Genomic DNA, 20,137 nt, shown 5'->3' with positions numbered 1-20,137 from the left:
GGGCGAAGCTCGGCGTCGCGACGATCCCGGTAGCCGAACCCACACTGGTCCGCTGGCTGCACCGCAGGAAAGCGGTGGCCGCGGTGCTACGTCCCGACGGATTCGTCTATGCCGCAGCCGGATCCGGCCAGCCGCTACCGCCGCCACCGGCCGGCTGCACCGGCAACGTCGTCGCGGCCCCGAACACGCTCGCCGTCAGCGCGTGACGACCACCGCCGTACGCGAACACACCGTCAGCGTCGCGGGCAAGCCGATCTTCGTCGTCGCGGCCGCTGACGAGCACGGCATAAGCGGCTCACGGGTCAGGCCGGGTCGGGCGCGTCCCACGGGACCATGCCCGATACCCAGTGAGTGATGAGCTCCTCCTGGTCGTTGCGGTGCAGATGCCGCGGTGGCTGGGCGAAGGTTTCGTACGGCCGGCAGCGCACGACGACCCGATCCTCTTCTGCGGCCATCGCTTCAACGAATGGGCGGGCTTCCTCGCCGAGCGGCTCGCCGGACATCCGCCCTGCGACAGCCATCATGACGTCGACGACCAGGTCGCGGTCACGCTCGATCACCGCGTCGGCGTACACCTGCAGGTAAGCGAACGGCCAGCGCTCGTCGATCGCACAGATACTCACCTTGCCGTCGCGGGCGATGACGCGGGCCTTACCGCGCCCGGCCATCGTCGACACCAGCAGTTCGTCGTCATCGGTGGGCACGTAGTACACGATCGACATCCCCGGGCCGTCTTGCCGTCGGCGGTAGCCGAATACGCAGGTGCGGTGAGTGCGCACGAAAGTACGCCGCTCCGAGGGCAGCATGTCGCGGTCGGCGGGAACCGTGAATGGCTCGTTTGAAAGAGGAAGCAGCATGGTGAACCGTTCTCGTCGGTAGTTAATGGATACAGTGTTGCCGTTATTGCTATCGCTGTCAAGAGTCGCCATACTTGCCCGGTGACCACCAGCCACGCACGCTCCCGCGGTCGTCCACCCGTACCGCTGGATCGGATCGTCACGACTGCGCTGCAGATCGTCGACGACGAAGGGGCCGACGCCCTGTCGATGCGGACGCTTGCGCAGCGACTGAATTCCGGCACTGCCACGCTGTATCGGCATTTCGCCAGCCGGGCGGACCTGATCGCCGCTGTCGTCGACGCCATGTTCGGCGCCATCGATCTGGACGTCGCCGCGCTGAGCGAACTGCCTTGGCAAGATGCATGTAAAGCCGCTGCCCACAGCATGTTTGACGTATTGCGCGACCACCGAAACGTGACGCCAATGCTGGCCGGCGATGTGCCGATCGGGCCGAACGCGCTCGCCGCCAGAGAGCAGATGCTCGCGTTTCTGCTCGACACCGGTTTTTCATCCGCACTCGCCGCGCGGTCCTATGCCACGCTGGCTCGTTACGTCCTTGGGTTCGCCATGCAACTCGACAACAGCCACGGAGATCTCGGCGACGCGAAGCTGGCGCAGATCTTTCACGACCTCGACCCATGCGAGTTCCCCGCCACCGTCAGCGTCGCGGACAGTCTCCCGGTGCCGTTCGAAGAAGAGTTCGCCTTCGGACTCGACCTGATCGTCGACGGACTGACCAAGGCACTTCAATACGAACGGCCGCAGGGAAAGTCGAAGCGTAGCGGCCAGGCGTCTGCGCGAACGCCGCGGCCGATGACGCCAACCCAAAACCACGGGGCTAACGTCAAGCGCTAGCGACATTCAGCGTGACGACGGAGGTGCCATGCGCGCAGCACAGTTGACTCGACTCGACGGTCCGGAGGCGGTCGAGGTCGGCGAGATCGATGAACCCACCGGCGACGGGGTGGTCGTCGAGGTGCACGCCGCGGGAGCGGCCTTCCCCGACGCATTGCTGACCCGCGGCCTCTACCAGTACCGGCCCGATCCACCGTTCGTGTTGGGCGCCGAGATCGCCGGCGTGGTCCGGTCGGCCCCGGAGGGCGCAGGTGTGCAGCCCGGCGACCGGGTTGTCGGCCTGACCATGCTCACCGGAGGGATGGCCGAGGTCGCGGTGCTGGCACCCGACCGGGTGTTCAAGCTGCCGGACAACGTCAGCTTCACGGCCGGTGCGGGCTTGCTGTTCAACGATCTGACCATGTACTTCGCGCTGACCGTTCGAGGCCGGCTGCATAAGGGCGACTCCGTATTGGTGCACGGCGCGGCCGGCGGGATCGGCACGTCGACTCTCCGGCTGGCGCCGGTGCTTGGCGCGTCACGCGTGATCGCGGTAGTCAGCAGCGAAGACAAGGCCGACATCGCGCGAGCAGCGGGCGCAACCGACGTCGTGCTGGCTGACGGGTTCAAAGATGCGGCAAAGGAATTGACGGACGGCCGCGGGATCGACATGGTGGTCGACCCGGTCGGTGGCGACCGGTTTACCGATTCGCTGCGCTCGCTTGCGCCGGGGGGCCGGCTGCTGGTCATCGGTTTCACCGGCGGGGAGATCCCAACGGTGAAAGTCAACCGCCTGCTGCTGAACAACATTGACGTCGTCGGCGTCGGCTGGGGAGCCTGGGCCGGCACGCATCCCGATGCGCTGACCGAGCAGTGGGCCGACCTGGAGCGGTTGCTAGCGTCCGGGCAGCTACCTCCTCCCGAACCGGTGGTCTACCCGCTGGAGGAGGCCGCCGCCGCGATCGCCTCGCTGGAGAATCGCACCGCGAAAGGCAAAGTCGTCCTCCGCGTGCGGGATTGAGCAATCACTGGGTCGCGGCCAGGTCGGACAGATGCTTGAGCGAGTTCTCGAGATGCGCGGGGTCGAACGGCGGGAATGGAATGTGCTCCCGGAGTTCGGGCGGTACTGCCGACCAGTCGTAGGTGAGCGTGACGTCAGCTTCAGAAGGTCCCGCGTCGCGGATGTCATAACGCCAAATCCAGCCGCCGAAAGAAAGGTTCCCGTCTCCCGCGGCGTCCTGGCCGGGTTCCCAGGCAATCGCGTGGGGGCGGTCGAAGACGACCACCTTGTTGGCCATCTCATAGTTCTTGGCGGGGTGGTTCTCGTGGTACATCGCGATCCGGAATATCTGGTCGATAGCCGTCACAGATTTGCCGTCGAGGGATTCTCGTACCCAGCCGGTCCCGTCGATGGCGGCATGAGTCGTAGGGTCGGCCAGCACGCCGAACACTGCCTCGGCCGTTGCGGGAATCGTGATCTTGGCGTTGATGGTGTCGTTGGTCATGCCCTACAGACTGCGCCCGGCCGGGAAATTCATCGGGGTTTCCGCCAATGGCCCTTGTGCCGGGTCAGAACAAAAAGTAATGTCACTTTTAGTTTTCTGCCGGCACCATATCAGCGCCCCCGGGAGCCCACCATGGAATCCTTCATTCACCTGCGCAAAGGCAAGACACCACGTCGCCTGCACGCCGACCTCGACGGCCTGAAGGACGACGAACTCGGTCGCGGCGGATTCACCGGCCGCACCGCGAACATGTACCGCCGCAACGACCCCACGGCCTACCGGTCGGAGGGTCCGCTGCGTCCCCTCGACGTGCTCTCCAGCGAACTCAAACCCAGCGACGCAACCGACGCCGACGGCGGCCCGCTGTTGATGTTCACCAACCAGGACTGCCGCATCTCGCTGTCCCGCCGCGAGCAGCCGATGCCGTTCTTCGTTCGCCACGTCGACGGCGATCTGCTGTGCTTCGTGCACCGCGGGACCGGCCTACTGGAGACCGAATTCGGGCCGCTGCGCTACCGCGACGGCGACTGGGTGTATCTGCCCAAGGCATGCACCTGGCGTCAGGTCCCCGAAGCCGAGACGACGTTGCTGATGATCGAGGCCACCGACGAGTTCCGCGTTCCGCCACCCGGTTCGCTGGGCCGGCACTTTCCGTTCGATCCCGCACAGGCCGTCATCCCCGAGCCCGAACCGGTCGATGACGACGGCCGCGACGAGTACCAGGTCCGGCTGATCCACGAGGGCGGCCCGACAACGCTGTTCTATCAACACAATCCGCTCGACGTCGAAGGCTGGCGCGGCGACAACTTCGCGTTTACCTTCAATATCGACGACTACAACGTGGTGACCTCCGACAGCGTCCACCTCCCCCCGACCGTGCACCTGTTCATGCAAGCCGCCGGCGTGTACGTGATGAACTTCCTGCCCAAACCCGCCGAAGGCGTGCCGGGTACCGAGCGCACGCCGTGGTATCACCGCAACGTCGACTATGACGAGATCGCCTTCTTCCACGGCGGTTCGCTGTACGGAATCGCCATGCCACCCGGCCTGATTTCCCATGCGCCGCAAGGGGTTCACCACGGGGCACCGGAAAAGGCGCGGGAACGCGCCCGCCGCAAGTTCGACGAGCACTCCCGCGTCGACTGGCAGGTAATCGCCATCGACACCCGCAGGCGGCTGACGCCGTCGGCAGAAGTACTGGCCAACGACCTAGGACAACATTGATGCAGACCACAGCGCCCGTCAAGCACGACTACGACCGGATCCCCTATCTTGTTGCCTTCCAGAACAATTCCGGGGTCCGCGACGTTTACGGCGGCCTCGCCGAAATCGTCGTGCTGGAGAGCTATCTGCTCAAGCCGAAAGACAACCCGTCGGACACCGTGCTGGTGTTCATGCACCCGATCGGCGGTGGCGCGTACCTGCCGATGATCAACGCACTGGCCCGGGCCGGCCACCACGTCATCTACTGCAACAGCCGGTTTCGCGGTACCGATTCGGCCCTGCTGATGGAGAAGGTGATCGAGGATCTCGGCGCCGCCATCAAAGACGCCAAGGAACGCCTCGGCTATCAGAAGGTGGTGCTCGCCGGCTGGAGCGGCGGCGGGTCACTGTCGGTGTTCTACCAACAGCAGGCCCAGCGCGCGACCATCACGTCGAGTCCGTCGGGTGACGGCCCCGACCTCACGAAACTCGACCTGCCCGCAGCCGACGGGATCATGTTGCTGGCCGCGCACGTCAGCCGGCACGGCACGCTGACCGAATGGCTGGACGGATCCATCCTGGACGAATCGGATCCGACCAAACGCGATCCCGAACTGGACCTGTACAACCCGGACAACGCGAACCAACCGCCCTACAGCGAGGAATTCCTGGCGCGCTACCGGCAAGCCCAGATAGACCGCAACCGCCGTATCACGGCCTGGGTCAAGGACAAGCTTGCCGCGTTGAAAGCCGCGGGCCGTCCCGACGACGAGTTCGGCTTCATCGTGCACGGCACCATGGCCGACCCCCGGTGGCTTGATCCAACCGTCGATCCCAACGAACGCGTTCCGGGAACGTGCTATCTGGGCGATCCTCAAGTGGTGAACATGGGTCCGGTCGGACTGGCCCGGTTCTCCACGCTGCGCAGCTGGCTGTCGCAGTGGAGTTACGACGATGCGCACGGCGACGGGGTGGACTGCGGTCGCGATATCGCGGTGCCTGCGCTGGTGATCGGGAACCTCGCCGACGACGCGTGCACACCCAGCCACACCCGGCGCCTATTCGAAGCGATCGGTCATCCGGACAAAGAAATACACGAAATTCACGGCGCCACACACTATTACGCCGGGCCGGATCAGCGCGACAAACTGCGCGAAGCCGTCACCGTCGTCACCGACTGGCTGGTGCGGCATAAGTTCGTGGGCATTACATGACTCCGACGGGTCCGCTGGACGGCATCCGGGTGCTGGAGTTGGGCACCCTGATCGCCGGACCGTTCGCCGGCCGATTGCTCGGCGACATGGGTGCTGACGTCATCAAAATCGAGCCGCCGAGCACGCCAGACCCCCTGCGCACCTGGGGGCAGGCCGAAGTCGACGGGCATCACGTGTTCTGGACCGTGCACGCGCGCAACAAGCGGGCCGTCACCCTGGACCTGCGGCGCCCGCGTGGCCGCGAACTGTTCCTAGATCTCGTCGAGAAATCTGACATCGTGGTGGAGAACTTCCGCCCGGGCACGCTGGAAAAGTGGAACTTGGGTTACGACGTCCTCAGCCAACGCAATTCAGGCATCATCCTGGTCCGGGTGTCGGGCTACGGGCAGACCGGACCCGACGCCCACAAAGCCGGTTACGCCTCGGTGGCCGAGGCGTCCAGCGGGCTGCGTTACCTCAACGGGTTCCCGGGCGGACCGCCGCCGCGGCTGGCGCTGTCGCTGGGTGACAGCCTGGCCGGGATGTTCGGTGCCCAGGGAGCGCTGGCGGCGCTCTACCGGCGCAGCGTTACCGGGCATGGCCAGGTGGTCGATGTGGCACTCAACGAATCCTGCTTGGCAGTACAGGAATCGACGATTCCGGACTACGACGTCGGCGGGGTGGTGCGTGGACCGTCCGGCACCCGCCTGGAGGGCATTGCACCGTCGAACATCTACCAAAGCGCCGACGGCTCCTGGGTGGTGATCGCCGCGAACCAGGACACCGTGTTCGCCCGGCTGTGTCGAGCGATGGGACGGGCCGAACTGGCCACCGACGACCGCTTCGCGAACCACGTTGCCCGCGGCCGCAATCAAGACGAACTCGACACGATCATCGGCGCCTGGGCCGCCGAGCGTGAGCCGGGCGACATCATCGAAACCCTCAGCACCGCAGGCGTAATCGCGGGACCGATCAACACCGTCGCCGACGTGGTGCTAGACCCACAGCTGCGGGCCCGCGGCATGCTGGTCGAACACCACGACGAGCGCCTGGGTCGGCCCGTGCTGGGGCCCGGGATCACGCCGGTGCTGTCGGAATCCCCGGGCAGTGTCCGTTGTGCCGGCTCGGCGCGTCCGGGCCAGCACAACGACGACGTCTACATCGGCCTGCTCGGCAAGACCGCCGACGAGATCGAGGAACTGCACGCCGAGGAGGTGGTCTAGGTGACACACGTCGATATTCGCGAGGTAGCCCTGCGCGACGGTTTGCAGATCGAGAAGCCAATCCCGTTGTCCGCCAAGCTGGAACTGCTGGCAGCGGTGGCCGCGACCGGGGTTCGCGAGGTCGAGGCCACCGCGTTCGTGTCCCCGTCAAAGGTGCCGTCGATGGCCGATGCCGCCGAGCTCGCCGCTGAATTGCAGCACTACCCCGACATCGAATTCTCGGCGCTGGTCGCCAGCCCCAACGGCGCCAAACGGGCCGTCGCCGCCGGACTGCGTTCAATCGAATACGTGGTGGCGTCCAGCGACGCGTTCAGCGAAGCCAACGTCGGACGCAGCAGTGCCGAGGCCACCGACCAGATCGGCGAGATCATCGCGATCGCGCACGACAGCGATGTCACCGTCGAGGTGATCGTCGCCACCGCGTGGGATTGTCCGTTCGAGGGACCCACGCCGGCTAGTCGAGTGCTCGACATCGCAAGGGCCGCAGTCGATCGCGGCGTAGACCGGTTCTCGATCGCCGACACCATCGGCACGACCACACCGGGACGGGTGCGTTCGCTGATCACACAACTGCGCCCGGTGATCGGTGAAATGCCACTTGGTGGGCATTTCCACAACACCCGCGGGGCGGGTCTGGCCAGCGCCTACGCGGCGGTCGAGTCGGGCGTCACCCGGCTGGACGCCTCGGCCGGCGGGCTGGGCGGCTGCCCGTTCGCCCCCGGCGCTACCGGCAATATCGCCACCGAAGACCTGGTTTATCTGCTGCGTGACAGCGACGTCGACGTCGACATCGATCTCCAGGCCGCCATCGCTGCGGCCGGTGTGGCGAAATCGGTTGTCGGCCATGACTTGCCGAGTGCCCTACTGCGCGCCGGTGACCGGATAGGACACTGATGCCGGAGGCCAGAACGTCGCAGGAAGCGCTGACTGCAAAGGGCCGCCAGACCCGAGCGGCCATCGAGCAGTCCGCCCGCAAACTGTTCGCCGAGCGAGGTTTTCACGGAACCACGCTGGCCGACATCACGTCTGCTGCCGGCAAGTCGGCGGCGGTTTTCTACCGGTACTTCGACGACAAAGAGGATCTGCTCGCCGCGCTCGCCGAGTCGTTTCTGCATGACGTCTTGACACCGTCCGGGCTGAGCCTTCACCTACCCGACTCCCCTGACGACGACGCGTTCTTCACCTCGGTGGTCACCGGCTACTGGAACATGTTCAAGCAGAACATCGGCATCATGATCGGGGTCGCACAGCTGGCCACCACCCAGCAGCGATTTGCCGCCGTTCAGAACCAATTTCGGCGATTCGGCATGGATATCGTGGCTGCCTCGGTGCGACATGTCCAGCAACACGGCTACGCATCCGATCTCAATCCCCAGCACATCGCGACCGCCATCGCGCTACTGTTCGAGAACTTCACCACCGTGTTCGTAGGGCCGCCCGAGTCCGGAAAACTTGGAATGGAGATCAGCGACGAGGATGCCATCGCGACCCTCGCGACGGTGTGGAAGAAAACGTTGTACGGCAGATAGATCTCAGGAGAAATCAGTGGATTTCACGTTGCCCGAACACCTACCGGCGTTGCTGGCCGACATGGATGCGTTCATCGATCGCGAGATTGCTCCCTTGCAGGCGGAGAACATGCAGTACTTCGACCAGCGTCGTGAGCATGCCCGTACCGATTGGGACAACGATGGCATCCCCACCCGCGAGTGGGAGGACCTGCTCTCCGAGATGCGCCGCCGGGCCGACAAGGCGGGCTGGCTGCGCTACGGGCTGCCGAAGTCGCTGGGCGGCCGCGACGGGACCAACGTCGACATGGCAGTGATTCGAGAGCATCTGGCGCACAAAGGCCTCGGGCTGCACAACGACCTGCAGAACGAGTCGTCGATCGTCGGGAATTTTCCGCAGGTGATCATGATGGAGCGGTTCGGCACCGACCAGCAACGCGCAGCGTGGTCCGAGGCGCTGATCACCGGCGAGCGCTCGATGGCCTTTGGGCTCACCGAGCCGCTGCACGGCTCGGACGCCACCTGGCTGGAGACCCAAGCAAAACCCGACGGCAACGACTGGATTATCAACGGCTCCAAGCGATTCAACACCGGCGTCCACCGCGCCACGCATGACTTGATCTTCGCCCGCACATCCGGCGAGCCTGGACAGGCCCAAGGCATCACCGCTTTCCTGGTGCCCACCGAAACGCCCGGCTTTCACGTCCCCTACTACTGGTGGACGTTCAACATGCCCACCGATCACGGCGAGGTCGAGCTGAACGATGTGCGAGTGCCCGCCGACGCGGTGCTCGGCGAGGTGGATCGGGGTCTGGAGGTCGCGCAGACGTTCTTGCACGAGAACCGTATCCGGCAAGCCGCCAGCAGTCTGGGCGCGGCCCAATACTGCATCGATCGTGCGGCCGAATACGCCGGCACGCGTATCGTTTTCGGTAAGGCGCTATCTGCCAACCAGGCAGTGCAGTGGCCGCTGGCCGAGCTGCAGACGGAAGCCCAGATGGTACGGCTTTTGGTGCAGTACGCGGCGTGGCACCTCGACCGCGACCACCACATGGAGGTGTCGGACAAGGTGTCGATGGCCAACTATCGCGCCAACCGACTGGTGTGCGATGCGGCCGATCGTGCGATGCAGATCTTCGGCGGTCTTGGCTACAGCCGCCACCAGCCGTTCGAGCACATCTATCGGCACCACCGCCGCTACCGCATCACCGAAGGCGCCGAGGAGATCCAAATCCGCCGAGTGGCCCAGCGACTGTTCAAGTTCGGCCGCAAGTGAGCGGTGCAGAAGAACTGGCGCCGAAACTGGCCGGATTGCTGGAACCGGCCCTCGGCGCCGACACGTCCGTCGACAATCTGCACACGCTGACCGGCGGCGCCAGCCGAACCACCTGGGCGTTCGACGCCGTCAGCGGCGGGCAACGGCGGTCACTGATCCTTCGTACCGGTCCACCCGACGAGGTGCATGCCGGCATGGAACTCGAAGCCCGGGCGCAGCGGGCGGCAGCCGCCGCCGGCGCGCCAGTCCCCCATATCGTCGTCGCTGACGATTCTGTTGCCGCACTTGGTAATCCATTCCTGATCTGCGACGCGATCGACGGCGAGACCATTGTGCGTCGCATCCACCGCCGGCTGGACGACGCCGGCCGTGCCCGACTGCTGTACCAGTGCGCCGAAGCGTTGGCCGCGATCCACCGGGCCGACCAGAATCTGCCCGGCATCAGCGACGAGGATCAGATGGCGCGGTGGCGCGACGAGCTGGACACGATGGGTGACACCACCGCCACCTTCGAGTGGGCATTTCGCTGGCTGGCCGACAACCGGCCGGCACCGTCACCGCCGCATTTGGTGCACGGCGACTTTCGGATGGGCAACCTCATCGTCGACGGATCCGGCCTGGCCGCCGTGCTGGATTGGGAACTGGTGCACGTCGGTGAGTTCTACGAAGACCTGTCCTGGTTCTGTATCCGGGCCTGGCGGTTCGGCGCGCCCTTGGATCTCGCCGCCGGCGGCCTCGGCAGCATCGAAGATTTCCTTCACGCTTACGAAAAAGCCGGCGGGGCCACAGTCGACCGGGCAGCGTTTCACTGGTGGTTGGTGCAAGCCACGCTGCGCTGGGGTGTCATCTGCCGCTACCAGGCCGAACGCCACCTCAGCGGACAGACTCCCTCGGTGGAACTTGCGACGATCGGCCGTCGCGTCTGCGAGACCGAATGGGACTTGCTCAACTTGCTCGAGAAGACGGTCGCGCGTGCCGGTTGAGAGCCTAGGGTTGTGCTGTGGTCACTCCTGATCAGGCAATCGACGCAATACGCGAAACGGGCGGGGCACAACCCGGCAACCGGGCACTGCACGCCAAGGGCAAGCTCTACCGAGGCACCTTCACCGCGACCCCCGAGGCCGCCCGGCTCTCCCGCGCCGCCCACCTCAACGGTGCGACGGTGCCCGCACTGATCCGGTTCTCCAGCGGCTCAGGCAATCCCCGGCAACCCGACAATGCTCCCGGTGTGCGTGGAATGGCGGTGAAGTTCACGCTTCCGGACGGGTCCACCACCGACGTATCCACCCAGACCGCCACGCTGTTTCCGGCCAGCACACCCGACGGCTTCGTCTCGCTGCTGCGGGCCATGCGGCCCGGCCCCACCGCTCCGCTGCGGCTCATCGGGTACATCGCCAGCCATCCACGATTCCTGGCCGCGCTGCCGGTCGTCCGTGCAGCGAACAAAGTGCCGGCCAGCTACGGCACCGTCGCCTACCACGGCCTGCACGCATTCCGCTGGACCGCGGCCGACGGCACCGACCGGTTCGTGCGCTATCACCTCGAGCCCGAAGCCGGCGAGGAGTTCCTTGCGCCGGACGTCGCGAAGAGCAGAGGCGCCGACTTCTTGATCGACGAACTCGACAAACGCCTTGCGTCCCAACCGGTCCGGTTCGACTATCGGGTCCAGATCGCCGCGCACGGCGACTCGACCGTCGATCCGTCCAAACCTTGGCAGAGCACCCAGACCGTCACCGTCGGCACTCTGGAAATCACCGGCGCCGACACCGAACGTGAGCACGGCGACGACATCGTCGTGTTCGACCCGATGCGCGTCACCGATGGCATCGAACCCTCCGACGATCCAGTCTTGCGGTTCCGCACACTCGCGTACTCCGCCTCGGTGAAACTGCGCACGGGCGTCGACCGCGGTCCCGAGGCACCCGCGACCTGATGACGTCCGCGCATGGTCGACCCACCGCGGCGGAGCTGATCGCAGCCGTCGCCGAGTTCCTGGAGACCGATGTGCGGGAGTCGACGGCGGGCCAGATCAATTTCCATTCCCGGGTCGCGGCCAACGCGCTGCGCATCGTCGAACGAGAGCTGCTCGCCGATGCCGATGACGGGGTCGACGACGCGCTGGCCGGCGTCGGGTGCGTCGACGAAGCCCAGCTGGCGGCCGCCATCCGGGCCGGCGAGCTGGACGGGGGCAGCGAACGGGTGCAAACGGCCCTGCGCGCGCTGGTCGGTCGCCGACTGGCCGCCGCGCACCCCGGCTACCAGGACGAATAAGGAGAAACGCCATGCCCGCTGCCGAGGTCGTCGTCGATCTGGCCGATGAGTTGTTTTCGGCCATCGAGCGCAGTGACGAGGCGCGACTCGACGAGCTCTTCGACAGCGACATCTCGGTGTGGCGGGTCGGCGCGAGCCGCGACGACGACAAACAGCGCGCGCTGAAGGTCTTGCGGTGGTTCATCGGCGTCACCGCCGGGCGCAGTTACGAGATTCTGGACCGCCAGCTGTTCCCCGACGGCTTCGTGCAGCAGCACATCCTGCACGCCACCGGGACCAACGGCGGATTGATCGCGCTACGGGTCTGCATCGTGATCAAGTTGGGCGGCAACGCCCTGATCAGCCGAATCGACGAGTACTTCGATCCCGCCGAACTCGCGCCGATCATGAGCTGACCGGCAACAACGAAGGAGCGCCCATGAATGTCGACACACTGCTGAACGATCCCGACACCGCCGGGGTGTGGAGCCTGGACCCGAAGCGCTCGACGGTCAATTTCAAGATCAGAAACTTCTGGGGCCTGGTCAACGTCAAGGGCCGATTCACCGACGTCACCGGCGACGGCCAAGTCACCGGCAAGGGCGCCATCTTCGGCCGCCTCGACATCAAGGTCGCCTCGCTGCGCACCGGCATCGGTAAACGCGACCAACACCTGCGGTCGGCGGACTTCTTCGACGCCGACCGGTATCCAGACATCAGCGTGGTGGTCACCGCGGTCGAACCCGGCTCCGGCGATGCCGCCGAGCTGCAGTCCACTTTCAGCATCAGAGGGGTGACCGCACCCGTGCCACTGCCGGTACACGTCAGCACGCTTCATGACGGCTCGATACAGGTGTCGGCGACCACCGAGATCGACCGGGGCCAGTTCGGCATCGGCTGGAATCAGCTGGGCATGGTCGCGAAGACGGCGACGGTCTCGGCCGACGCGTACTTCGTGCGGGCGCCGCAGTAAACGTCGCCGGGCGCTACGATCTGGACCGTGTCTGCCACCGGCCCCTTGCGGATCCTCGTGTACAGCGACAACGCCAACACCCGTCAGGAAGTCATGCTGGCGTTGGGCAAACGGGTGCATCCGGATCTGCCCGAGCTGAGCTACATCGAGGTCGCGACCGGGCCGGTCGTTGTCCAGCAGGTGGACGCCGGCGGCATCGATCTGGCCATCCTGGACGGCGAGGCGACCCCCGAAGGCGGCATGGGCATCGCCAAACAACTCAAAGACGAAATCGACCAGGGACCGCCGATCGTGGTGCTGACCGGCCGGCGTGACGACGCCTGGCTGGCCAGCTGGTCACGCGCCGAGGGCGCGGTCCCCCACCCGATCGACCCGATCCAGCTCAGCCGGACCGTGCTCGAGTTGCTGCGCACCCCGGTGCAGTAGTCACTTACCCCGCCCGGAAAGCCGGCATAGCCCCACCTCTGGGCGAGGCCCGGCTTCATCGCCGCAATCGGCTCCCAAAAGGGCCAAATATTCTTGCGCCGTTAACAATTCGCAACTCGTCAACAGTCGCCGGTTTGGCGCACACTGATACCGGCTGATCATCTCACTGACTGTGGCTGAGGTCACATCTAACCTGCTGAGCGCGCGGCCGCACACGGTCGCTAGGCTGTGGTTGCGCTCACAGTCCAGCCCATAGACCACAGTGAGGAAGCGTCTTCGCGGGATGAATCTTTACCTGCCCATCCTCGTACTCGGAGGGATCGCCGCAGCCTTTGCGCTCGGCTCGGTCGCGCTCGCCCAGATCACCGGCCCGTCGCGGTTCAACCGCGCGAAGCTAGAGGCATACGAATGCGGGATCGAGCCCAGCGACCAGCCGGCCAACGCGCCGCACGCCGGCAGCGGCCAGCGGTTTCCGGTGAAGTACTACCTGACGGCAATGCTGTTCATCGTCTTCGACATTGAAATCGTGTTCCTGTACCCGTGGGCGGTCAGCTATGACCAGCTGGGACTGTTCGCGCTGATCGAGATGGTGGTGTTCATGCTCACCGTCTTCGTGGCCTACGCATACGTGTGGCGCCGCGGCGGCTTGACGTGGGATTGAGGTAAATCGTGGGCCTGGAGGAGAAACTGCCAAGCGGCTTCTTGCTGACAACTGTCGAACAGCTGGCGGGCTACTTTCGCAAGAACTCGTTGTGGCCGGCCACATTCGGACTGGCCTGCTGCGCGATCGAGATGATGGCGACGGCGGGCCCGCGATTCGACATCGCACGCTTTGGCATGGAGCGGTTTTCCGCGACACCCAGGCAGGCTGACCTGATGATCGTCGCCGGCCGGGTGAGCCAGAAGATGGCGCCGGTGCTGCGCCAGATCTACGACCAGATGGCCGAACCCAAATGGGTGCTGGCCATGGGCGTGTGCGCCTCATCCGGCGGCATGTTCAACAACTACGCGATCGTGCAGGGCGTCGACCACGTCGTCCCGGTGGACATCTACCTGCCCGGCTGCCCGCCGCGCCCGGAGATGTTGCTCTACGCAATCCTCAAGCTGCACGACAAGATTCAGGAGATGCCGCTCGGCGTCAACCGCGAGCAGGCCATCGCCGAGGCCGAACAGGCGGCACTTGCCGCCCGGCCGACGATCGAGATGCACGGACTGCTGCGATGAGTTCACCGGAACACGACCCCAAGCGCGCAGCCAGCGAAGTCGGCGGAACACCGGTTGGCACCGACACCTCCGACGCCGAGCTGATCGGCGTCCGCCGCGGCATGTTCGGCGTCCGTGGCAGCGGTGACACCTCGGGCTACGGACGGCTGGTTCGCCAGGTCACCATCGACGAGGGAAGTCCGCGCCCCTACGGCGGATACTTCGACGAGCTGGTCGACCGGTTGGCCGAGACGCTGAAAGCCGACGAGAACGTCGAATTCGCCGACGCCGTCGAGAAAGTCGTCGTCTACTGCGACGAGCTGACGTTGCACGTGCGTCGCGAGCTGCTGCCGCAGGTCGCACGCCGGCTTCGTGACGACCCGCAGCTGCGCTTCGAACTGTGCCTGGGCGTCAACGGCGTGCACTACCCGGACGAAAGCGGTCGCGAGCTGCACGCGGTGTACCCGCTGAACTCGATCACCCACGGCCGTCGTGTCCGACTGGAAGTTGCTGCGCCAGACGGTGATCCGCATATCCCCTCGCTGTTCGGGATCTACCCGACCAACGACTGGCACGAGCGCGAGACCTACGACTTCTTCGGCATCATCTTCGACGGCCACCCGTCGTTGACCCGAATCGAGATGCCCGACGACTGGCAGGGGCACCCGCAGCGCAAGGACTACCCACTCGGCGGCGTCCCGGTGGAATACAAGGGCGCGCAGATTCCCCCGCCCGACCAGCGGAGGTCCTACAACTGATGAGCGACACCATGAACGCCGCCCACGAGGATGACTCGGACACCCTGATCGCTCTCACGGGCCAAGATTGGAACAAGATCGTCGAGGCCGCCCGCACAGGCGAACCCGGCGAACGGATCGTAGTCAACATGGGACCCCAGCACCCGTCCACCCACGGCGTGCTGCGGCTGATCCTGGAGATCGAAGGCGAGACCGTCACCGACGCCCGGTGCGGAATCGGCTACCTGCACACCGGAATCGAGAAAAACCTGGAGTACCGGTACTGGACCCAGGGCGTGACGTTCGTAACCCGAATGGATTACCTGTCACCGTTTTTCAACGAAACCGCCTTTTGCCTGGGCGTGGAGAAGCTGCTCGGGATCACCGACGAGATCCCCGAACGGGTCAACGTCATCCGGGTGATGATGATGGAGCTCAACCGGATCTCCTCGCATCTGGTCGCTCTGGCGACCGGCGGTATGGAGCTGGGCGCGATGACGCCGATGTTCACCGGCTTCCAGGGACGCGAGATCATCCTCACGCTGTTCGAGTCGATCACCGGACTGCGGATGAACAGCGCCTACATCCGGCCCGGGGGTGTCGCGGCGGACCTGCCGCCCGACGCGAAAACCGAAATCGCCGAAGCCCTCAAGAAGCTGAAGGTCTCGCTGCGCGACATGGGCGACCTGCTCAACGAGAGCGCCATCTGGAAGGCACGCACCAAGGACGTCGGCTACCTGGACCTGACCGGCTGCATGGCCTTGGGAATCACCGGGCCATGCCTGCGGTCCACCGGGTTGCCACACGACCTGCGCCGCGCCGAACCATACTGCGGATACGAGAACTACGACTTCGACGTGATCACCGATGGCGGTTGTGATGCGTACGGCCGTTACATCATTCGCGTCAAGGAGATGTGGGAGTCGGTGAAGATCGTCGAGCAGTGCCTGGACAAGTTGCAGCCCGGCCCGACGATGGTGGAAAACCGCAAGATCGCCTGGCCGGCTGATCTGAAGGTCGGCCCGGACGGGCTGGGCAACTCGCCTGAGCACATCGAGAAGATCATGAGCGGCTCGATGGAAGCGTTGATCCACCATTTCAAGCTGGTCACCGAAGGCATCCGGGTTCCGGCCGGGCAGGTCTATGTCGCCGTCGAATCGCCCCGCGGCGAATTGGGCGTGCACATGGTCAGCGACGGCGGCACGCGTCCGTACCGGGTGCATTACCGGGATCCCTCGTTCACCAATCTTCAAGCCGTCGCCGCGATGTGCGAGGGCGGCATGGTCGCCGACGTGATCACCGCGGTGGCCAGCATCGACCCGGTGATGGGCGGGGTGGACCGATGACCGCAGCACAGACTCCCGGCGCCAGCAGCAACGGCGAACGGGTGTTCATCCGGCTTGGGCCGCCACCGGAGGAACCGGGGCAGTTTGTCACCGAGGGCGCACCGCAGTCGTACCCGGCCGACGTGCAGGCACGGCTGGAGGTCGACGCCAAGGAGATTATCGGCCGCTACCCCAGCCCCCGCTCGGCGTTGCTGCCGCTGCTGCACCTGGTGCAGGCGCAAGACGGTTACGTGACACCGGCCGGTGTGGAGTTCTGCAGCGAACAGCTCGGCTTGACCGGAGCCGAAGTTGCAGCTGTCGCAAGCTTTTACACCATGTATCGTCGCGGGCCCACCGGCGAATACCTAGTCGGCGTGTGCACGAACACACTGTGTGCGGTGATGGGCGGCGACGCGATCTTCGAGTCGCTCAAAGAGCACCTGGCCATCGGCAACGACGAGACTACGGACGACGGCGCGGTCACCCTGCAACACATCGAGTGCAACGCCGCGTGCGACTACGCACCGGTTGTGATGGTCAACTGGGAGTTCTACGACAACCAGACCGTCGAGTCGGCGCGCAAGCTCGTCGACGGGCTGCGTTCCGGCAAGCCTCCCGTCCCCACCCGCGGCGCACCGTTGTGCAAATTCAAAGAGACCGAACGGATTCTGGCCGGTTTTCCCGACCAGCGGCCCGACGAAGGTCAGGGCGGAGCTGGGGCGGCCACGCTGGCCGGGTTGCGGGTTGCCAAGGAGCGCAACATGACCGCACCACCGGTCGACGGTTCTGGGGAAGGTCAGTAATGGGGTCGCCAACGCCATTGGCTCCGGTGCTGAGCCGCTTCTGGGACGACCCCGAATCGTGGACGCTCGAAACTTATCGCCGCAACGAGGGCTACCAGGCGCTGGACAAAGCGCTGAAGATGAAGCCCGACGCGGTAATCACGGCCGTGAAGGATTCCGGGCTGCGTGGTCGCGGCGGCGCGGGCTTCTCCACCGGCACCAAGTGGTCGTTCATCCCGCAGGGCGACAGCGGCGCCGCCGCCAAGCCGCACTACCTGGTGGTCAACGCCGACGAATCGGAACCTGGTACCTGCAAAGACATTCCGCTGATGCTGGCCACCCCGCACGTGTTGGTTGAGGGCGTGATCATCGCGTCGTATGCGATCCGTGCCAGCCACGCCTTCATCTACGTGCGGGGTGAGGTACTGCCCGTGCTGCGTCGGCTGCAGAACGCGGTGGCCGAGGCGTACGCCAACGGCTATCTGGGCCACAACATCGCCGGATCGGGCTACGACCTGGAATTGGTGGTGCACGCCGGCGCCGGTGCATACATCTGCGGCGAGGAGACGGCGCTGCTCGACTCATTGGAGGGCCGACGTGGCCAGCCGCGACTCCGGCCACCGTTCCCCGCGGTGGCCGGCCTGTACGGCTGTCCGACGGTGATCAACAACGTCGAGACCATCGCCAGCGTTCCATCGATCGTCCTCAACGGTGTGGACTGGTTCCGATCGATGGGCAGCGAGAAATCGCCTGGCTACACGCTGTATTCGTTGTCGGGCCACGTGACTCGGCCCGGCCAGTACGAGGCGCCGCTGGGCATCACGCTTCGGGAACTGCTCGATTACGCGGGCGGGGTGCGGGCCGGACACCAGCTGAAGTTCTGGACGCCGGGCGGATCGTCGACACCACTGCTCACCGACGAACATCTGGACGTACCACTGGATTACGAGGGCGTCGGATCAGCCGGGTCGATGCTGGGCACCAAGGCGCTGGAGATTTTCGACGAGACCACCTGCGTAGTGCGCGCGGTCAGCCGGTGGACCGATTTCTACAAGCACGAGTCGTGCGGCAAGTGCACGCCGTGCCGCGAGGGCACGTTCTGGCTGAGTCAGATCTACCACCGTCTGGAGGCTGGCCAGGGCACTCCTGAAGACCTGGACAAGCTCGAGGACATTGCCGACGCGATCCTTGGAAAGTCGTTCTGCGCCTTGGGCGATGGCGCGGCAAGCCCGGTAGCTTCGTCGATCCAATTCTTCCGCGACGAATACGTCGCACACATCGAGGGCGGCGGCTGCCCGTTCGACCCCAAGCTGTCCATGCTCGCCCCGAACGGAGCCTCATGACCCAAACCGCCGACACCGGAGAGAAGGTCACCGAGCCGGAGCTGGTGACGCTGACCATCGACGGCACCGAAATCAGCGTTCCCAAGGGAACTTTGGTGATTCGGGCGGCAGAGTTGATCGGTGTGCAGATCCCCCGGTTCTGCGACCACCCGCTGCTTGACCCGGTCGGGGCGTGCCGCCAATGCATCGTGGAGATCGAGGGTCAGCGGAAACCGATGGCGTCGTGCACCATTCCGGTCGCCGACGACATGGTGGTGCGCACGCAGTTCAGCTCGGAAGTTGCCGACAAGGCGCAGCACGGGGTGATGGAGCTGCTGCTGATCAACCACCCGCTGGACTGTCCGATGTGCGACAAAGGCGGCGAGTGCCCGTTGCAGAATCAGGCGATGTCCAACGGCCGCCCGGACTCCCGCTTCCACGACGTCAAGCGCACGTTCACCAAGCCGATCAACATTTCCTCGCAAGTGCTGCTGGACCGCGAGCGCTGCATCCTGTGTGCGCGCTGCACCCGGTTCTCCGACCAGATCGCCGGCGACCCGTTCATCGAGATGCTCGAGCGCGGTGCGTTGCAACAGGTCGGGATCTACGCCAATGAGCCATTCGAGTCGTACTTCTCCGGCAATACCGTGCAGATCTGCCCGGTTGGGGCGCTGACCGGCACCGCATACCGGTTCCGGGCCCGTCCGTTCGACCTCGTCTCCAGCCCGAGCGTGTGTGAGCACTGCGCCTCGGGATGCGCGCAGCGCACCGACCACCGCCGGGGCAAGGTGCTGCGCCGGCTGGCCGGCGACGAGCCAGAGGTCAACGAGGAGTGGAACTGCGACAAGGGCCGGTGGGCGTTCAACTACGCCACGCGGGGTGACCGGATCACCACTCCCCTGGTCCGCGACGGCGGTGATCCCAGCGGCCCATTGGTCGCTGCGTCCTGGCCGCATGCGGTGGCCGCCGCGATCGAGGGGCTCACCGCAGCGCCCGGCGGTGCCGGCGTATTGCCCGGCGGCCGGCTGACCGTCGAAGACGCCTACGCATACTCCAAGTTTGCCCGAATTGTGTTGGGCACCAATGACATCGACTTCCGCGCCCGCCCGCAATCCCAAGAGGAGACGCAGTTCCTGGCGGCCCGGGTCGCCGGCAAGCTGATCACCACCAGCTACTCCGATCTGGAGTCGGCGTCGGTGGTCCTGCTCGCCGGCTTCGAGCCGGAAGAAGAGTCGCCGATCGTGTACCTCCGGCTGCGCAAGGCCGCCCGCAAGCACGGCCTGGCGGTGCACGCGATTGCGCCGTTCGCCAGCAACGGATTACAGAAGATGCACGGCACGCTGATCCAAACGGCGCCCGGTGGCGAGGCCGCCGCATTGGAGGGGCTGGCCGGCGGTGACGGGGAGCTGCTGCCTCTCCTATCTAACCCCGGGGCGATCATCCTCGTCGGCGAACGGCTGGCCAACGTGCCCGGCGGCTTGTGGGCCGCGGCCCGGCTTGCCGACAGCACCGGCGCGCGGCTGGCGTGGGTGCCGCGC

23 protein-coding genes and 1 pseudogene are annotated in these 20,137 nt (G+C 65.6%); 22 read left to right on the top strand and 2 right to left on the bottom strand.

The features are described from left to right. Positions 1–206: pseudogene (locus WAO18_RS02715) on the top strand (hypothetical protein); the annotation flags it as partial. A 96-nt stretch (positions 207–302) separates the two neighbouring features. Here the strand turns inward: WAO18_RS02715 and WAO18_RS02710 are convergent. Next, positions 303–857: a pyridoxamine 5'-phosphate oxidase family protein gene (locus tag WAO18_RS02710; protein WP_422203674.1), complete on the bottom strand. Its 555-nt coding sequence runs from the start codon at positions 855–857 to the stop codon at positions 303–305. A gap of 126 nt (positions 858–983) precedes the next feature. Here WAO18_RS02710 and WAO18_RS02705 point away from each other — a divergent pair, with 126 nt between their 5' ends. Next, a complete protein-coding gene (locus tag WAO18_RS02705; protein ID WP_422203678.1) occupies positions 984–1,694 on the top strand; it encodes a TetR/AcrR family transcriptional regulator in 711 nt (236 codons plus the stop codon). Between the two features lie 28 nt (positions 1,695–1,722). Further along, a complete protein-coding gene (locus WAO18_RS02700; protein WP_422203672.1) occupies positions 1,723–2,694 on the top strand; it encodes an NADPH:quinone oxidoreductase family protein in 972 nt (323 codons plus the stop codon). 4 nt (positions 2,695–2,698) lie between these two features. Here WAO18_RS02700 and WAO18_RS02695 read toward each other — a convergent pair whose 3' ends face one another. Then, complete coding sequence (locus WAO18_RS02695) at positions 2,699–3,178, bottom strand: polyketide cyclase (RefSeq protein WP_422203671.1); 480 nt, start codon at positions 3,176–3,178, stop codon at positions 2,699–2,701. Between the two features lie 132 nt (positions 3,179–3,310). Between WAO18_RS02695 and WAO18_RS02690 the strand changes: the two genes are divergently transcribed. From WAO18_RS02690 to WAO18_RS02600, 19 genes are all read left to right on the top strand, one after another. After that, positions 3,311–4,402: a homogentisate 1,2-dioxygenase gene (locus WAO18_RS02690; protein WP_422203670.1), complete on the top strand. Its 1,092-nt coding sequence runs from the start codon at positions 3,311–3,313 to the stop codon at positions 4,400–4,402. Then, complete coding sequence (locus tag WAO18_RS02685; protein ID WP_422203669.1) at positions 4,402–5,595, top strand: alpha/beta fold hydrolase; 1,194 nt, start codon at positions 4,402–4,404, stop codon at positions 5,593–5,595. The genes WAO18_RS02690 and WAO18_RS02685 overlap by 1 nt, the downstream gene beginning before the upstream one ends. Next, entirely contained in the window at positions 5,592–6,797 is a 1,206-nt protein-coding gene (locus WAO18_RS02680) for a CaiB/BaiF CoA transferase family protein (RefSeq protein WP_422203668.1), read from the top strand. Before WAO18_RS02685 ends, WAO18_RS02680 begins: the two co-directional genes overlap by 4 nt. Beyond that, on the top strand, positions 6,798–7,691 hold the full coding sequence (locus WAO18_RS02675; protein WP_422203666.1) for a hydroxymethylglutaryl-CoA lyase: 894 nt from the start codon (positions 6,798–6,800) through the stop codon (positions 7,689–7,691). Then, positions 7,691–8,326 carry a TetR/AcrR family transcriptional regulator gene (locus tag WAO18_RS02670; protein ID WP_422203664.1) on the top strand — a complete coding sequence of 212 codons (636 nt, stop codon included), beginning with the start codon at positions 7,691–7,693 and terminating at the stop codon, positions 8,324–8,326. Before WAO18_RS02675 ends, WAO18_RS02670 begins: the two co-directional genes overlap by 1 nt. 16 nt (positions 8,327–8,342) lie before the next feature. Then, on the top strand, positions 8,343–9,581 hold the full coding sequence (locus WAO18_RS02665) for an acyl-CoA dehydrogenase family protein (protein WP_422203662.1): 1,239 nt from the start codon (positions 8,343–8,345) through the stop codon (positions 9,579–9,581). Beyond that, positions 9,578–10,564, top strand: a complete 987-nt coding sequence (locus tag WAO18_RS02660; protein ID WP_422203660.1) for a phosphotransferase family protein — start codon at positions 9,578–9,580, stop codon at positions 10,562–10,564. Before WAO18_RS02665 ends, WAO18_RS02660 begins: the two co-directional genes overlap by 4 nt. A gap of 17 nt (positions 10,565–10,581) precedes the next feature. Further along, on the top strand, positions 10,582–11,514 hold the full coding sequence (locus WAO18_RS02655) for a catalase family peroxidase (protein ID WP_422203658.1): 933 nt from the start codon (positions 10,582–10,584) through the stop codon (positions 11,512–11,514). Then, a complete protein-coding gene (locus WAO18_RS02650) occupies positions 11,514–11,852 on the top strand; it encodes a DUF6285 domain-containing protein (RefSeq protein WP_422203656.1) in 339 nt (112 codons plus the stop codon). The genes WAO18_RS02655 and WAO18_RS02650 overlap by 1 nt, the downstream gene beginning before the upstream one ends. Positions 11,853–11,863: 11 nt before the next feature. Continuing rightward, positions 11,864–12,247: a nuclear transport factor 2 family protein gene (locus WAO18_RS02645; protein WP_422203655.1), complete on the top strand. Its 384-nt coding sequence runs from the start codon at positions 11,864–11,866 to the stop codon at positions 12,245–12,247. A gap of 23 nt (positions 12,248–12,270) precedes the next feature. Further along, positions 12,271–12,804, top strand: a complete 534-nt coding sequence (locus WAO18_RS02640; protein ID WP_422203654.1) for a YceI family protein — start codon at positions 12,271–12,273, stop codon at positions 12,802–12,804. Between the two features lie 27 nt (positions 12,805–12,831). Further along, positions 12,832–13,230 carry a hypothetical protein gene (locus WAO18_RS02635; RefSeq protein ID WP_422203652.1) on the top strand — a complete coding sequence of 133 codons (399 nt, stop codon included), beginning with the start codon at positions 12,832–12,834 and terminating at the stop codon, positions 13,228–13,230. 283 nt (positions 13,231–13,513) lie between these two features. Continuing rightward, positions 13,514–13,891 carry an NADH-quinone oxidoreductase subunit A gene (locus tag WAO18_RS02630; protein ID WP_422203650.1) on the top strand — a complete coding sequence of 126 codons (378 nt, stop codon included), beginning with the start codon at positions 13,514–13,516 and terminating at the stop codon, positions 13,889–13,891. 8 nt (positions 13,892–13,899) lie between these two features. After that, entirely contained in the window at positions 13,900–14,454 is a 555-nt protein-coding gene (locus WAO18_RS02625; protein WP_422203648.1) for a NuoB/complex I 20 kDa subunit family protein, read from the top strand. Beyond that, complete coding sequence (locus WAO18_RS02620; RefSeq protein WP_422203646.1) at positions 14,451–15,191, top strand: NADH-quinone oxidoreductase subunit C; 741 nt, start codon at positions 14,451–14,453, stop codon at positions 15,189–15,191. The genes WAO18_RS02625 and WAO18_RS02620 overlap by 4 nt, the downstream gene beginning before the upstream one ends. Positions 15,192–15,202: 11 nt before the next feature. Beyond that, complete coding sequence (gene nuoD, locus WAO18_RS02615; protein WP_422203676.1) at positions 15,203–16,516, top strand: NADH dehydrogenase (quinone) subunit D; 1,314 nt, start codon at positions 15,203–15,205, stop codon at positions 16,514–16,516. Further along, positions 16,513–17,298: an NADH-quinone oxidoreductase subunit NuoE gene (nuoE, locus tag WAO18_RS02610; RefSeq protein ID WP_422203644.1), complete on the top strand. Its 786-nt coding sequence runs from the start codon at positions 16,513–16,515 to the stop codon at positions 17,296–17,298. The genes nuoD and nuoE overlap by 4 nt, the downstream gene beginning before the upstream one ends. Continuing rightward, entirely contained in the window at positions 17,298–18,620 is a 1,323-nt protein-coding gene (nuoF, locus tag WAO18_RS02605) for an NADH-quinone oxidoreductase subunit NuoF (protein WP_422203642.1), read from the top strand. The genes nuoE and nuoF overlap by 1 nt, the downstream gene beginning before the upstream one ends. Next, the coding region (locus WAO18_RS02600; RefSeq protein ID WP_422203641.1) for an NADH-quinone oxidoreductase subunit G at positions 18,617–20,137 on the top strand (1,521 nt) is incomplete at its 3' end. The genes nuoF and WAO18_RS02600, both read left to right, overlap by 4 nt.

The organism is Mycobacterium sp. (assembly GCF_049278535.1).
Taxonomy (GTDB): domain Bacteria; phylum Actinomycetota; class Actinomycetes; order Mycobacteriales; family Mycobacteriaceae; genus Mycobacterium.
Note: the sequence above shows the minus strand (reverse complement) of the source record. Positions and strands in the feature narration are given on the sequence as shown.